Below are 15,256 nucleotides of genomic sequence, written 5' to 3'. Positions count from 1 at the left end.
ATCGCCTGAAAAATCGCCCGTTCAGCCGGACATGCCGAGCGTCGATCTCGTCGCGCTGTTCCGCGAGTCGGCGGTGGGCGAGGTGCTGGCGGAACTCGATCGCGATCTGGTCGGGCTTGCTCCGGTGAAGACGCGTATAGGCGAAATAGCGGCGCAACTGCTGGTCGAGCGGGCGCGCGAAACGCTGGGGATCGCGAGCGGCGCACCCACTTTGCATATGTGTTTCTCCGGCAATCCGGGCACTGGCAAGACAACGGTCGCGCTGCGCATGGCGGAAGTATTGTTCAGGCTGGGTTATATCCGCCGCAAGCATCTGGTGTCGGTTACGCGAGACGACCTTGTTGGCCAGTACATCGGGCACACGGCGCCCAAGACACGCGACGTGCTCAAGCGCGCCATGGGCGGCGTTCTGTTTATCGATGAAGCGTATTACTTGTATCGGCCGGAAAACGAGCGCGATTACGGGCAGGAAGCTATTGAGATCCTGTTGCAGACCATGGAGAACCAGCGTTCGGATCTGGTAGTCATTCTGGCGGGCTATGAGTCGCGCATGGAAACCTTCTTCCAGAGTAATCCGGGGTTTCGCTCGCGGATTGCGCATCACGTCACGTTCCCCGACTACGACGCCGCGGAACTGATCGCGATTGCCGAAGGCATGCTCGCACGGATGCACTACCGGCTCGACGCCGAGGCGCGTACCGCGTTCGAAGACTATCTTGTGCGGCGCATCCGCCAGCCGAATTTCGCGAACGCGCGCTCGGTGCGCAACGCGCTCGACCGCGCGCGATTGCGCCAGGCCAGCCGTCTGTTCGCCGAGGCGATGCAAGGCGGCGGCCCATCCGATACCGCCGCGCTGACCCTGCTGTGCGCCACCGATATTCGCGCGAGCCGTGTGTTCGACGCGCCGTCGCCCGGACCTGCTTAAACCTCCCAGGAGTGCGCCATGCTGGATGGACGGACCACACTTTCAAAGTTCCTGATCGATACCCTCGATCGCAAGCCATCGCCTGTTCAGGCCAGCGGATTGTCGGCGCTGCTGATCGACGTAGCGGCTTCGATCAAGACCATCTCGGCGCAACTGACCAAGGGGGCATTGGGCGGCAACTACGGCTCGGCCGCGACCATCAACACGCATGGCGAGGAACAGAAGAAACTCGATATTGCGACCAATGACATCTTCCTGCAGCACTGCGAATGGGACGGTCTGCTGGCGGGCATGCTGTCCGAAGAGATGGAAGACGTGTACACGATTCCGCCTGCGTATCCGCGCGGGGAATATCTGCTGGCGTTCGATCCGCTGGACGGTTCCTCGAATATCGATATCAACGGTGTGGTCGGATCGATCTTCTCGGTGTTGCGGGCGCCCGACGGGTTGAAGTCAGGCCCCGAAGCGATCGACGCCGCATTCCTGCGGCCGGGGCACGAACAGGTGGCAGCCGGCTATGCGGTATACGGTCCGTCGACCATGCTCGTCATATCGGTTGGTAATGGCACGCATGGCTTCACGCTTGATCGCGAGGTCGGAAATTTCGTGCTCACGCATTCGGATATCCGCATTCCGGAGGACACCTGTGAGTTCGCGATCAACGCGTCGAACGAGCGTTTCTGGGAACCGCCCGTGCGCCGCTATGTACAGGAATGCAAGGATGGACGCAGCGGTTGCCGTGAACGGGATTTCAACATGCGCTGGATCGCTTCGATGGTCGCCGAGGTCCACCGCATCCTGATGCGCGGCGGCGTCTTCATGTACCCACGCGACTTCAAGACGCCGGCCATGCAAGGGCGCTTGCGGCTCCTGTATGAAGCCAGTCCGATGAGTTTCCTGATCGAGCAGGCGGACGGCATGTCGACCACGGGGCGCGAGCGGATTCTCGACGTGCAACCCCGGGCGTTGCACGAACGTGTGCCGGTGATCCTGGGATCGAAGAATGAAGTGGCGCGCATTGCCCGCTATCACGCCGACTATGACCGTGGCGAAGACAAGCCCTACACGTCGCCGCTTTTTAACAAGCGGTCGTTGTTCCTGCCTGAAGCGCCGGCCTGAGCGCGTCGCCTGATCGAATTCGATTACGAGAACCAGGAGACACACCATGTCAGTCAAACATCCGGTTATCGCGGTGACCGGCTCCAGCGGCGCGGGCACGACAACCGTCATGAAGAGCTTCACCCACATTTTCAGGCGAGAGCGGATCAACGCGCAGATTGTAGAGGGCGATGCGTTTCATCGACACGATCGCCTGGGCATGCGCGAGGCGCTCAGGCAAAGCGAGTGTGACGGTGTGCGCAACTTCAGCCATTTCGGCCCCGAGGCCAACCTGCTTGAAGAGCTTGCGCAACTTTTCGCAAACTATGGGGATACGGGGACCGGACAGGTTCGCCACTATGTCCACGATGATGCGGAAGCTGCGCTCTACCAGCAGGACGCCGGCACGTTTACGCCCTGGGAAGACATTGCTGCCGGCACGGACCTGATGTTCTATGAAGGGCTGCACGGTGCGGCTGTGACCGACAAGTCCGATGTTGCGCGTCATGCGGACCTGCTTGTGGGCGTGGTGCCGATCATCAATCTGGAGTGGATTCAGAAGCTGCATCGTGATCAGACCTTGCGGGGCTATTCGCACGAGGCGGTGGTCGACACCATCCTCAGGCGCATGCCGGACTATGTGAACTACATCTGCCCGCAGTTTTCGCGCACGCATGTCAACTTCCAGCGGGTGCCCACCGTGGATACGTCCAACCCGTTCACCGCACGCGAGATTCCGCACGCGGACGAAAGTTTTGTCGTCATCCGGTTCGCTCGCCCCAAGGGAATCGATTTCCCGTATTTGCTCACCATGCTGCACGACTCGTTCATGTCGCGTCCGAATGTGATCGTCGTGCCGGGCGGAAAGATGGGACTCGCGATGCAGCTCATCTTCACGCCGCTGATCCTGCAGTTGCTCGATCGGCGCGCTCGCGCCTGAGGGTTTGGTCTTATCGTTTTTTAACTGGAGGAGGCATCCGATGAATGCCGTCACTGAAGTATCTGCTGAAGCAAGCGCGCCCCCGGGCGTTCGCGATGAAACCCGGTTGATGGCGAACGCGCTCCGTTTTCTTGCCATCGATGCGGTCGGCCAGGCCAAATCCGGTCATCCTGGCATGCCGATGGGAATGGCGGAGATCGCCGTTGCATTGTGGAGCCGGCACCTGAAACACAACCCTCGCAATCCTGACTGGGCCGACCGTGATCGTTTCGTGTTATCGAACGGGCATGGCTCCATGTTGTTATATGGACTCCTGCATCTGAGCGGCTACGACCTGCCGCTCGATGAACTGAAGCGCTTCCGGCAACTGCACAGCAAGACGCCGGGGCATCCCGAGGTGGGGCTGACGCCGGGCGTTGAAACGACAACCGGACCTTTGGGCCAGGGATTTGCGAACGCGGTCGGCATGGCGCTTGCCGAGGCGCTGCTCGCGAGGGAGTTCAACCGGCCAGGGCATGTGATTGTGGATCATCGAACTTATGTTTTTGTTGGTGATGGTTGCCTGATGGAAGGCATTTCACACGAGGCGGCTTCGCTGGCGGGTACGCTCGGACTGAACAAGCTGACAGTGCTCTACGACGACAACGGCATTTCGATCGACGGCCACGTGGCCCACTGGTTTGCCGACGATACTCCCGCGCGCTTCGAGGCCTATGGCTGGCACGTGGTGCGCGAGGTGGACGGCCATGACGTCGATGCCGTTGATCGCGCATTGCACCATGCGCGTACTGCCGGAAAGCCGACGCTGATCTGTTGCAAGACGGTCATTGGAAAGGGCTCGCCGTCGATGGCCGGGACCCACGACGTGCACGGCGCGCCGCTTGGTGCCGAGGAGGTCGCAGCCACCCGGCGTGCACTTGACTGGCCTTATCCGCCCTTCGAGATCCCGGCGGCGATCCGGAACCGGTGGGACGCTCGCGAGCGTGGGGAGACGGTTGAAGCCGACTGGACCGGTCGGTTCGGTGCATACCGGCGGCAGTTTCCCCGTGAAGCGGCCGAGTTCGAACGGCGTACGCGCGGAGCACTGCCTTCGCATTGGCGCGCGGCTGCGCTGGCGCTCGTGCACGACGCCAACCGCGCGGGTCAGTCGATAGCGACGCGCAAGGCGTCGCAGCAGGCGATAGAAGGGCTGGCTCGTGCGTTGCCCGAACTGTTGGGGGGATCGGCGGATCTCACCGGTTCAAACCTCACGCGCTGGAAGGAGGCCGTGACAGTGCAAGGCGGGCGCGACGGTGTCCAGGGCGGTAACTACGTGCACTTTGGCGTGCGTGAATTCGGCATGAGTGCGGCGCTTAACGGCATGGCGTTGCATCGCGGATATCTGCCTTTCGGCGGCACCTTCCTCACATTCTCCGACTACTCGCGTAACGCGCTGCGCATGGCCGCGCTGATGAAAGTTCGTACGGTGTTTGTGTTTACGCACGACTCCATTGGCCTCGGTGAAGATGGTCCGACGCATCAGTCGATAGAGCATGCAGCCAGCCTTCGACTGATTCCAGGTTTGGATGTATGGCGTCCGTGCGACACCGTGGAGACGGCGCAGGCCTGGGTGTGCGCGATCGACCGCGATCGTCCTTCCTGTTTATTGTTGAGCCGTCAGAGCTTGCCGTTTGTTTCGCGCGATGAAGAACAGATCGATGCCATTGCCAATGGCGGGTATGTGCTGCGCGACTGGGCGGCGCCGGCGGGCCGTGTGTCGAAGCGGGTGGTGCTGATTGCGACCGGATCGGAGGTCGCGCTTGCGCTGGCGGCGATTGAGCCGCTGCATGCGCAAGGAGTGTTTGCCCGGGTGGTGTCGATGCCATCTACTACCGTGTTCGACCGTCAATCGCGAGCGTGGCGTGACAGGGTGCTACCGCGGGACGTACCCCGTGTGGCGGTCGAAGCGGGAGTGAGTGCTTTCTGGCGGCAGTATGTCGGGCTGGACGGCGGGGTGGTGGGAATCGATTGTTTTGGCGAATCCGCGCCGGCCGAAGCATTGTTCGAGCATTTCGGGCTGACGGTCGAGGCAGTCGTCGAAGAGGCAAGCAGGGTTGCTTGCTGAGCGCATCGGTTTTCAGGGGGTTATTGATAGCCTTGATATAACGGAGTCCGAAATGTCATTTATCGCATTGCGTCAGTTGCTGGATCATGCAGCGGAACATGGCTATGGCGTGCCTGCGTTCAACGTGAATAACATGGAGCAGATCCAGTCGATCATGCAGGCTGCAGAGGCAACGCGCAGTCCCGTGATTTTGCAGGCGTCGGCGGGGGCACGCAAATATGCCGGGGAGCCGTACCTGCGTCATCTTGTGTTGGCTGCGATCGAGGCGCATCCAGACCTGCCGGTCGTACTGCACCAGGATCATGGGGCGAGTCCATCGGTGTGCCAGCAGGCGATCCGGTCGGGCTTCACGTCCGTGATGATGGATGGTTCGTTGATGCCTGACCAGAAGACGCCTGCCGATTACGTTTACAACGTGGAGGTTAGCCGGCGGGTAGTGGAGGCGGCGCATGCGGTGGGGGTTTCGGTGGAAGGTGAGCTTGGATGTCTTGGTTCGCTCGAAACGGGGCAGGCCGGCGAGGAGGATGGCGTGGGAGCGGAGGGCCGGTTGTCGCGTGACGATTTGTTGACCGATCCCGAGCAGGCAAGGGCATTTGTCGGGGCGACGGGCGTGGATGCGCTTGCTATTGCCATTGGGACGTCGCATGGCGCGTACAAGTTTAGTCGTCAGCCGGATGGGGAGATTTTGGCGATTGACCGGATAGTTGCGATTCACCGGTTGATTCCGGATACGCATTTGGTGATGCATGGATCGTCGTCGGTGCCGCAGGAATGGTTGTCGATTATTCGTGAGTACGGTGGTGAGATACCGGTGACTTATGGCGTGCCGGTGGAAGAGATTCAGCGCGGGATTGCAAATGGCGTGCGCAAGGTGAATATCGATACGGATATCAGGTTGGTGATGACCGGGGCGATGCGAAGGTCGCTGGCAATGGCGAAGGGTGAGTTCGATCCGCGTCATGCGTTGAAGGCAGCGACGGCTGCGGCGAGGGATCTATGCGTGGCACGGTTCGAGGCGTTTGGATGCGCCGGGCAGGCCGACAGGATCAAGCCGCTAGGGTTGGATGTGATGGCACGGAAGTATTAGTCGCTGGCGCTTGTTTGGGCAGGTTCTGGGGTTTGTGGCTTGTGGTTTGGGGTTATCGGTCGGGGTCTATGCCGGGGTGCTAGGTTCTGGTGTTAGCGGTCGGGGTTGATGCCGGGTTGGTGCTTTCGGCCGTGGTGGTCTGCGAGAGTCGGATTTTCTCTTTATCACTGTTAGCCACTGTGCGTGGCGGCACGTCATTTCTTTGTCCAAAGCGACAAAGAAACGAAGCAAAGAAAACGCTTTTACAACCAGCTACCCTAAGTGTCCACAGCGTGCAGTTTTGATTCATAGGTGCCCCAAAAGCACGGTGCTCGCCAGAGCGGAGGATGGTTGAACCCCTCCTTCTCGCGAATCCTGACATGAACACGCTTCGCCCCGTACGCTCTCGGGCAAGCACAAGTTGCCAAGGGACCAGCACGGCCTCACGCGTTCTGCCGGCCGTGTTTTTTTGATGGGTTCGCGGCCTGGTTCGTGCGGCCATATTCGTGGCTCACAACTTGGTGCCTAGCAGCTCGATGCGTGTTTAGTGCTTCAGTTTTTGGTGAGCTGACCGCGTGCTTACGCGGTTATTTTCGTCGGTTGCGGCTTTACATATTTTGGGGCTTTATTACTTGGCGGGTTGGCGGCGTGGTCCGTCGTGCGTACAAATTGGTGGTTGGTCGTCCGCGGATAGCGCGGGGTGCTCCTTGGGCAGGTTCAATCACTGGTGGCGAAGCGTGTGGGTATCCGTGTTCGGAGAAGGAGGGTTTCACACATCCGTGGCTCTGGCGAGCACCGTGCTTTTGGGGCACCTATGAATGAAAACTGCACGCTGTGGACACTTAGGGTAGAGCGGTTAAAGCGTTTTCTTTGCTTCGTTTCTTTGTCGCTTTGGACAAAGAAATGACGTGCCGCCACGCACAGTGGCTAACAGTGATAAAGAGAAAATCCGACTCTCGCAGACCACCACGGCCGAAAGCACCAACCCGGCATTGACTCCGACCACTACCCCCAGAACCGACCAACCCGGCATAGACCCCGACCGACCGCTAACCCCAAACCCCAGAACCTGACCAACCAGCCCAAACCCCAAAAAACCACCACCTCAAACACCAGCGAAACCCCTCATTCACGAACGCTTCCGAGTACTCCCCGGCGCCGCCCAGCAATCAAGATCCGAAGTGGATCTTTCCACCTCCACCTGGCATCCCCAGTCCAACTCCTGGTCCTGATCGAACCGTTTCCCCAGCTTCCACGCAATCTCCGCGCGGGCCAACTGCACGCCCATGTAAAACGCATGCCCCCCATCGGACTCCAGCCCAAGCCCCGGATAAAGTGCGAACGGATCCCCCTCGACGGCATGACCATCGCGGTTATAAACGTGAATGCCATCAGCCGCGACCTGAACCCGAAAATTCGGATCACGCACCGCCTCAGCAATCAACGCAATTTCCGCGGGATCGTAAGGAAAGGGCCGCTTGGCATGCAACGCCGACAAGTCGCTGCAAATCCCCTTCGGCAAGACCTGCGCGTCGCGTGCCACATGCATGATCCGCCGCGCCACGTCAGCCTCCTTGACAGCGCGCCGCGCATGCAAACTGACCGATGTAGTCAGCACCGCGCTAACCCGCAATTCTGCAGCCATGCCCAGCAACACCGCATTGATCCCGCTCGTATCGGCTTCGATCAACTCCGTTACATTGCCAATGCCCATCATGATGCCGATCTCCGGATAGCGAGACCGCAACCCGACATAACGCGCAATGGATCGAGCCAGCCCAAACGGAATCGGATCAAGAATGGGATCGGCAAGAAACGGTCGCTTCGCAGCCAGAAGCGCATCGATCGCTGCATCGAGCGAGCCTGGATCGCCCGGATCCCGTGCCACCAGAATTGGCACGGAGGGCACCTCATCAGCAATCCATAAGGTATCCAGATTAAGACTCATCAGGTAATCCGCACCCGCGCGGCCGCCCCGCACAAGCTCCTCGGTGCGCATGGAATCCACGCTCACTCGATACCCGCGTGCCTTAAGCGCACGCACCGCGTCTTCCAGGTGTGGAAAGGGTGTCTCAGGCAGGCAGCCGATATCGATCACATTGGCGCCCTGAGCCGCATACACGCGAGCCCGCTCAACAATGCCGTCGATGTCGAGTCGCGGCGCATCGACGATCTCCGCGAAAATCTCCGTCTCGTACCGGGACAGGTCGAAGTGGCGCGCCTCACGCCCGAAGAACTGCGGCAAATCCTTGACCTCCTCCGGACCCCGTTCGACCGGCACGCCGAAATGCCCGCTCAACGCGTCGAGATCGCCCCGGCATCGCCCCGGCACGATCATCCGCGTGGCCGCAAGCGGCAAGGGTACGCGCCGGCGAATCATGTCGGCGGTCATCAGCGCCGCCACCTGAAGTCCGATCTCACGGATCTCCCAGGTGAACGGCGTCGGCGCCATGTCCTCAAGCACCTGTTGCAAACTGCGTTCGGCAAGCCTGCCAGTCAGGAAGACGATGTGGTCCATGCGAGTCCGAGCGTCGACAGCCGTTGATCGAGCGCTGCCTTCAGCTCATCGAGCGAGCGCGCCACCGTCGTGTATTCGATCAGCGCCAGTTGCTCCACATGCCGGAGCTCGACGCTGCGCGGGCGCACCTCGACCCACTCATGCGGGCTCTGGGTGATCACGCTCGGCGCTGTGTCACATGCGAAAACAATGCCCGGTATGCATTGCTTGCCCGCTTGCGCATACATGTTGGTGGGCAGCGTGTCGGAAATTCCCAGCGCACACTTGGCGACCGTGTTGCTCGTCGCGGGCGCGATCACGACCGTATGATATTTGCCTTCATAAAGCATGCCGACCGGTACGCCGCTGGCACTGTTGTCGCGCAACACCCGAAAATGCTCGCGCAACTTCGGCAGCGGCCATCCATAAAGCGGCAACACTTCCTCTCCTGCCGACGACAAAAACAAGTCCACGCCCGGCAGCCTGCAGGCAAGCTCGATGGATTCCTCGATCATGTGCCCCGAGCCAGTCACGCACCACGCAAAACCCGCATCGGGTTTGAACTGATCAAGCCTGCGCGCGGGTCCGGGCGCGGGCGAACCCGAACCCGAACCCGAACCCAAACCTCGATCGGAAGCCGAAGGCACGCTCATGAGTTCGACGGTGCGGCGGACCCGTCATGCGATAACCGGATATGCAGGCGGTGCATCTTCCGGTACAGCGTGTTGCGGCTGATACCGAGCCCTTTCGCCACGCTACTGACGTTCCAGCGATGTTCATCGAGTAGCTCCAGCACGGTCTCGCGCTCCTTGACCTGGATCGCGTTGAGCTCGGAGGTATCGGCTTCGTCTGCGTCATGCGGGAACGGGCCGGTCACGGGCGTGCCGCTCATGCCGGTCGCCAGTCCCAGGCGTGCGGCCGGTGTTGCGCCCGCGTATTGCACGACCTCGGCCGGGAGATGCGAGCAGTCGATCTCCGGTCCATCGCACAACGCTATCGCCATTTGCAGCACGTGGCGCAACTGGCGGATGTTGCCGGGCCACGCATAGTTCAATAGCGCATGCCGCGCTTCGGCGCTAAGCGACGGCGGCTCGTCCGAGTCCGATTCGCTGGCAAGCAGATGGTGAATCAACGCGAGCGCGTCGGCCCGTTCGCGCAGCGGCGGCAAGTTGATCTCGATACCATTGAGCCGGTAATACAAGTCTTCGCGGAACGCGCCGCTCTGCACCAGCTCCAGCAGGTTGCGGTGGCTTGCACTGATCAACTGGAAATCCACCTTTACTGTCGTTTCCGCGCCGAGCGGGGTGACTTCGTGCTCCTCCAGCACACGCAGAAGGCGCGCTTGCAACGCCATCGGCATGTCGCCGATTTCATCGAGAAACAGCGTCCCTCCGTTCGCCTGCACGATCTTGCCACGCCGTCCTTCGCGCTGCGCGCCGGTGAAAGCGCCGGCCCGATACCCGAACAATTCGCTCTCGATCAGGTTCTCCGGTAACGACGCGCAGTTCACCGCAACAAAGCTGCCGCTGCTATTCGGGCTGATGCCATGGAGTGCGTTGGCAAAGACTTCCTTGCCGGTGCCGGTCTGACCGCGCAGGATGATCGGGATCTTGCGCTGGATCACCCGCACAGCGAGCTGGATCTGCGACGCCATGCGCGGATCGCCGAACTCCAGGTGCGAGAGCTTTTCCAGCCGCCCGGCCTGGCCGGGTGTTTCCCTGGCCGTTGACACGGGCCGGGCGCGTGCGGCGGCGGACAACACGCGGCTCGTCGGGTCGTTCATGAAAATGCGGGTCATGCCGGTCGCCGCATCGCGCGGCGTCTGGGCGATCAGGAAAAACCGGTTGTTTGCGTTGGCGCTATAGACGGTGACCGGGTGAAACGAGCCGCGGATACTGCGGGCGATCATGTCCTCGAGCGACACGTTGAACGCTTCCTCGATTCGTTTGCCGCACAACTGCGCATGCGAGCGGAAATCGAGCTGGAACAGTGCGCTGCGGCTGGCCGCGAGCACGACACCGTCATCGCTGACGGCGAGCTTCCCGGCATGCAGCGTGCCAACAAATTCCGGCCGGCTGTGAAAGTGGATCATGTTCGCGTGCCGGTATCGCGCGTCGATCAGGCGATTCTCGATCATCTGTCTCGACATGCCCACCAGCACCAGCGAGTGCTGCTGCAGCAGCTTGGAACGGCTGGTTACGTCGAGCACGCCGGCCACTTCGCCGCGATCGTTGAAGATGGGCGCCGCCGAGCAAGTCAGCGACGTATAGCGCGGATAGAAATGCTCATGCTGATAGACCGCTATGCATTCGCGCTCGGCGAGGCAGGTCCCCATGCCGTTGGTGCCGGCTTCACGCTCGCTCCATAACGCACCTACGCGCAGCCCGTCGGCGGCGATTGCTTCCCCGAACGGCACCGAGGCCACCTGATGCACGATCACACCGTCGGCATCGACGAGCACGACGGCGAGTTCAGGGTCCGCGAGCTGTTGGTAGAGCGTCGTCATCTCAAGCTTCGAGCACGCGATCAGGTCGCTGGCCGCTTCGCGCCGCGCGGTGAGCTCCGGCTGCGTCAGTACCGGCGGCATGACAAAACGCGCCGGATCGAGCCTGAACTCCTTCAGGCAACGCGTCCATGATTGAGCGACCGAGTCGCTTGTCGGGCGAGTCGGCAGTTGGTTATTGACGATGTTCAGTACTTCCCGGACGTGCACGTTACTGTCTGCGAACGACGACATGGGACTTGTCTCCGGGGCGTCCGGTTCGTGCCTGCGAGAGTTCGCAGGCCACTGCGGCGCCGTATCTATGGTGTTCCCCCGCGCTGCGTTTTCTGTGCCCGCAGATGCGCGAAGCGGTACGTATTGACGTTTTATGAACAGATCCGCATTCGCGAAACTTTACCTCCGATGACGCCAGGGTTCAATAAGTAGTCGCGTCAGTGCATGCCGGTGCGCCCGATTTTTGCTTGTGGCTTGGTGCAATTGTGGCAACGGCGCGTGCGTCAGCGCCCGCCTGCAAGCCCCAAGCCAGGCGATACAGCACGCTCACAGGCTGTTTCGATTTCGCGGCACACACTGCCACGGCTATTTATTTGGATCGTCGGGGGAATCTGTGGGTGAAATCGATGGATTCAGGCGGCGTTGAGGAAACAACATAGCTTTCGGCAGGTGGCATCGAAGAGGCCTTGCTCGCGCTCAGAGCGGTCATCCAGGAGTGGGCCACCGTCTTGCTCGTCGATATACCGTAACAGTATTGAGCGGGCGTCCAGCCTCCTGAGTTCGCGGTAAAGCTGCCGCTCTTCAACGAGACGACCACCGAGCATCCAGATGAAGTCCCGATGCTGGTGCAGGGTTTTTCGGCTGTAACCGCTGTCCAGAAGATGCAGGAGATACGGTGTGAATATCTTGACGAGATCCTGTCCGAACGGAATGTCCTGTTGCTCAAAGCTCCAAGACTTGGGCCAGTTTTGCAGGTCGGGAACGAGTCGTTCAAGAGCGCTTGATTCGGGTGTGACAATGGCGGTATTACCGACGATTTTTCGCTTGCTAGCCATGCTTTTGACCCGCTTGCTCAATTCCTGTCATCATTTCCCCGGTTTCGTTTATGAAGGGGCGCGGCTGTGCGACAGGACGCAGACCATTGAGATTGACGTGCGCCCACGTAAGGGATCCAAACCAGTTTGTTCGTGCTGCAACGAGCGCGCAAGCGGCTACGATACGCTCGGAGAACGTCGCTTCGAGTTCATCCCAATCTGGGGTTTTGCCGTCATTCTGCTGTATTCGATGCGTCGTGTCGATTGCCGTCGGTGTGGCGTAAAGGTTGAGACGGTACCGTGGGCTATCGGCAAGCATACGTTGACCAAGGCATACATGCTTTTTCTGGCCCAGTGGGCTCGTAAGCTGTCGTGGAAAGAAACCGCGCTGAGTTTCCGCACCAGCTGGGAGAAGGTCTTCAATGCCGTGGAATGGGTAGTCGACTGGGGGCTGAATCATCGTGAGCTCGGGACGATTCGCGCTTTCGGCGTTGACGAGATCCAGTATGGCCGAGGGCACCAGTACCTCACGCTCGTCTACCAGATCGAGGCCGGCCGCACGCGACTGCTCTGGGTCGGACAGGAACGTACTAAGGAGAGCTTCGCGAAGTTCTTTGCGATGATCGGCAAGCCGCTGTGCGAGAAGGTCGAATTCGTGTGTTCCGACATGTGGAAGCCCTATCTCGAAATGATAGCGCGTCATTGCCCGAACGCCCTGAATATCCTCGACCGTTTCCACATCGTTGCCAAGATGAACAAAGCGATCGATGAGGTGCGAGCCGATGAGGCCAGGCGCATGTCGCGTGATGGCTATGAGCCTGTTCTCAAAAAATCCCGCTGGTGCCTGCTTGCGCGACGCGAGAACCTTACTGGCAAACAACGCGTTCGCCTGCGTGACCTACTCCAGTACAACTTACGTAGCGTACGTGCCTATCTGCTCAAAGAAGAATTCCAGCAACTCTGGGACTACATCTCTCCTGTCTGGGCGGGCAAGTTCCTCGACCAGTGGTGCAAGCAGGTGATGCGCTCACGCATCGAGCCGATGAAGAAGTTTGCCCGGACCGTGCGCTCGCACCGGGATCTGATCCTCAACTACTTCCGTGCCAGAAAGCAGTTCTCCAGCGGCGTTATCGAGGGGCTGAACAATAAGGCCAAAGTCACTATGAGAAAAGCGTACGGCTTCCGAACCTTCCGAGCCACAGAAATCGCGCTCTATCATGCACTTGGCAAGCTTCCCGAGCCTCCATCCACCCACACTTTTTACTGACGAACCATTTATTTATTAACGGCAGGTCAACGGCACTTTTCCGGCAATCGGTAACGGAGATTATTCATGGAGCTTTTCGATGCGCTTCGACCCACACGACCTTCGCCGGGCACGCTTCAGAGCGCAGAAATGGATGTGATTCCTCACTATCGCGCCGCCGATACCCCGCCGCAAGCCGCCGGCGACCTGCCCATGGACATGGTCTACATCAAGGGTTTCACCGGGGAAACGGTGATTGGTATTGATGTAAGTGAACTGCGGGACCCGCAACCGGTGCGGATCAATCTCACGATAGGCGTGCCGTCGATCCGCGCCTGTGCGACGGATCGTATCGAGGACACGGTAAATTATGCAGCTGTCCACGACGCGCTGCATAAATTGCTGGCTTCGCATGGCGTGCAGTTGCTCGAACGTCTTGCCGAGAAAATTGCTCAACTGGTGATTGCCGATTTCGGGGCGCATTGGGTTCGGGTGTCGCTTGCGAAGCCCGCAAAGTTTCCCGATGTGGAATCGGTCGGGGTTTTAATCGAACGCAGGCGTGAGCCGGTCAGTGCGCAAGCCGTGACCTGCGCTTTCCTTGGAAAAGGGCTTATCCCGAACTGATCGTCAGTACGCTTAATGGCCCCGAAAGAGGCCACGCGCCGCATGTGCAGACCGCTGCCGCACGCTTCACGGGGTCCTGGCGGCGGACTTTGTCACGCCACATGCGTGGAAAGCTTCGGTCTGGATCGTACGGAAGTTCTTCGTTTGGGCTTTAGCCCGATCTACGCGAAACTCGTTGCCGCCCTCGCCGCCGAGCGTCGAATATTTCGAGAACGTCATTTGCTCGACGTAGTCGTCGTAGGGAAGAACCGCCGCAATATGGTCGATCGCGCAAGAGCATTTGTACACGTTGGCGAAGTCGTGACCGTTGTCATCCATGCAGCCGAGCACGTATTCCACGCGCCCCTGAGTGGGGTAATCGTGGCCTTGCGCCGGATTGCCGGCGCCTGGGGCCACGGGATCGGTCGACGGGTCTGTCGCCCATGCAAGCGACGGAGCAAGCACGAGGCAGGCAATCAGCAGCCGCCTGCGACATCTGGAGGTCATGCCGGGTCCTCTCCAAAAGGGTAATTTCTCGGTTGAATGAAGGAGTGGGGCGGGCCGCATGTCACGAATGACTTTGGCGGCTCCTTCCAGACCTGCTCGTTTTTGACACAACGCCATGGAGCTGCGCCGCGCTTCAGGCCGCCGCAAATGGATGCGCGACGGAAGATTTCTTCGCAACCACGTCGGCAGCGCTTGGTTCACCGGCAACCGCGCGCTGGATCGCTTCACGGGTAGCCTTGTAGTTGTATTCCTGGATCTTCTTGTCGTCGTCGGCTTCCCAGTGAATGAATACGCCCACGCATATAAAGACGTCGTCGGCTTCGTCCTTCGGAATCGTGCCGTCTTCAACGCTATCCGCGACTGCGAGCGCGACAGCATGCTGGGCAGGACCGAACATCTGCACGGCCTGCTTCGCACCCTTGATGGTCACCTTATTGAACATCACCGTATTCGGACGGGTGATGAGATTGGGCGCGACGACCGCCAGCAGCGACGTGAAGCCGTCCTTGTTATTGGTCAGGGCGTGGCAAAACGCGGTTTCGACAGCAGAACCGCGCGGTCCAATCAGCAAGTCGATATGAGCGACCTCGTTGCCGTCGCCGACTAGCGACTCGCCTACCATGACGCGGTTGATTTTGGCCATGCTGTTCCTCCAGTGATTGGATATTGAATGTGCCCGCTTGGCGGGCGGCACGCGAACGGCGCGGATCGACGACGCCCGGTGCTGGTTGAGAACCAT

General features: G+C 60.2%; 13 protein-coding genes. 7 read left to right on the top strand and 6 right to left on the bottom strand.

The window, feature by feature from the left end; genetic code table 11:
- Positions 1-31 precede the first annotated feature (31 nt).
- The 5 genes from cbbX to fba are packed head-to-tail and all read left to right on the top strand — an operon-like array spanning position 32 to position 6,154.
- Complete coding sequence (cbbX, locus tag ACSQ36_RS27925) at positions 32-925, top strand: CbbX protein (protein WP_436184963.1); 894 nt, start codon at positions 32-34, stop codon at positions 923-925.
- Between the two features lie 18 nt (positions 926-943).
- Positions 944-2,044, top strand: coding sequence for a class 1 fructose-bisphosphatase (locus ACSQ36_RS27920; RefSeq protein ID WP_213765754.1), 1,101 nt, complete (start codon positions 944-946; stop codon positions 2,042-2,044).
- A gap of 46 nt (positions 2,045-2,090) precedes the next feature.
- Positions 2,091-2,963, top strand: a complete 873-nt coding sequence (locus ACSQ36_RS27915) for a phosphoribulokinase (RefSeq protein WP_436184468.1) — start codon at positions 2,091-2,093, stop codon at positions 2,961-2,963.
- Between the two features lie 40 nt (positions 2,964-3,003).
- On the top strand, positions 3,004-5,067 hold the full coding sequence (tkt, locus tag ACSQ36_RS27910) for a transketolase (RefSeq protein ID WP_436184467.1): 2,064 nt from the start codon (positions 3,004-3,006) through the stop codon (positions 5,065-5,067).
- A 52-nt stretch (positions 5,068-5,119) separates the two neighbouring features.
- The gene (gene fba, locus ACSQ36_RS27905) at positions 5,120-6,154 is read left to right on the top strand and encodes a class II fructose-bisphosphate aldolase (RefSeq protein ID WP_436184466.1); all 1,035 of its coding nucleotides are present in this window, start codon (positions 5,120-5,122) and stop codon (positions 6,152-6,154) included.
- 1,108 nt (positions 6,155-7,262) lie between these two features.
- Here fba and ACSQ36_RS27900 read toward each other — a convergent pair.
- The 4 genes from ACSQ36_RS27900 to ACSQ36_RS27885 all read right to left on the bottom strand — a co-directional run bounded on the left by ACSQ36_RS27900 (position 7,263) and on the right by ACSQ36_RS27885 (position 12,182).
- The gene (locus ACSQ36_RS27900; RefSeq protein WP_436184465.1) at positions 7,263-8,651 is read right to left on the bottom strand and encodes a DUF6513 domain-containing protein; all 1,389 of its coding nucleotides are present in this window, start codon (positions 8,649-8,651) and stop codon (positions 7,263-7,265) included.
- Positions 8,630-9,283 (bottom strand): flavoprotein, encoded by a 654-nt coding sequence (locus ACSQ36_RS27895; RefSeq protein WP_436184464.1) that lies wholly within the window; start codon positions 9,281-9,283, stop codon positions 8,630-8,632. Before ACSQ36_RS27895 ends, ACSQ36_RS27900 begins: the two co-directional genes overlap by 22 nt.
- Positions 9,280-11,367: a sigma-54-dependent Fis family transcriptional regulator gene (locus ACSQ36_RS27890; RefSeq protein ID WP_436184463.1), complete on the bottom strand. Its 2,088-nt coding sequence runs from the start codon at positions 11,365-11,367 to the stop codon at positions 9,280-9,282. The genes ACSQ36_RS27895 and ACSQ36_RS27890 overlap by 4 nt, the downstream gene beginning before the upstream one ends.
- A 392-nt stretch (positions 11,368-11,759) precedes the next feature.
- Entirely contained in the window at positions 11,760-12,182 is a 423-nt protein-coding gene (locus ACSQ36_RS27885; protein WP_436181452.1) for a hypothetical protein, read from the bottom strand.
- On the opposite strand from ACSQ36_RS27885, the gene ACSQ36_RS27880 reads away from it, so the two are divergent.
- Both ACSQ36_RS27880 and ACSQ36_RS27875 read left to right on the top strand, forming a co-directional pair.
- Positions 12,181-13,428 (top strand): ISL3 family transposase, encoded by a 1,248-nt coding sequence (locus ACSQ36_RS27880; RefSeq protein WP_436181453.1) that lies wholly within the window; start codon positions 12,181-12,183, stop codon positions 13,426-13,428. The two genes, ACSQ36_RS27885 and ACSQ36_RS27880, sit on opposite strands and share 2 nt — an antisense overlap.
- 66 nt (positions 13,429-13,494) lie before the next feature.
- Positions 13,495-14,031, top strand: coding sequence for a dihydroneopterin aldolase (locus tag ACSQ36_RS27875; protein ID WP_436184462.1), 537 nt, complete (start codon positions 13,495-13,497; stop codon positions 14,029-14,031).
- A 66-nt stretch (positions 14,032-14,097) separates the two neighbouring features.
- Here the strand turns inward: ACSQ36_RS27875 and ACSQ36_RS27870 are convergent, their stop codons facing one another.
- Together ACSQ36_RS27870 and fae are read right to left on the bottom strand one after the other, a co-directional pair.
- Positions 14,098-14,517, bottom strand: coding sequence for a hypothetical protein (locus tag ACSQ36_RS27870; protein WP_436184461.1), 420 nt, complete (start codon positions 14,515-14,517; stop codon positions 14,098-14,100).
- Between the two features lie 133 nt (positions 14,518-14,650).
- Positions 14,651-15,160 carry a formaldehyde-activating enzyme gene (fae, locus tag ACSQ36_RS27865; RefSeq protein ID WP_213765447.1) on the bottom strand — a complete coding sequence of 170 codons (510 nt, stop codon included), beginning with the start codon at positions 15,158-15,160 and terminating at the stop codon, positions 14,651-14,653.
- Positions 15,161-15,256 lie beyond the last annotated feature (96 nt).

The sequence above is a fragment of the Caballeronia sp. LjRoot34 genome (assembly GCF_964253815.1).
Taxonomy (GTDB): domain Bacteria; phylum Pseudomonadota; class Gammaproteobacteria; order Burkholderiales; family Burkholderiaceae; genus Caballeronia.
The sequence above is the reverse complement of the archived record's forward strand: the minus strand, read 5'-3'. Positions and strand labels throughout refer to the sequence as shown.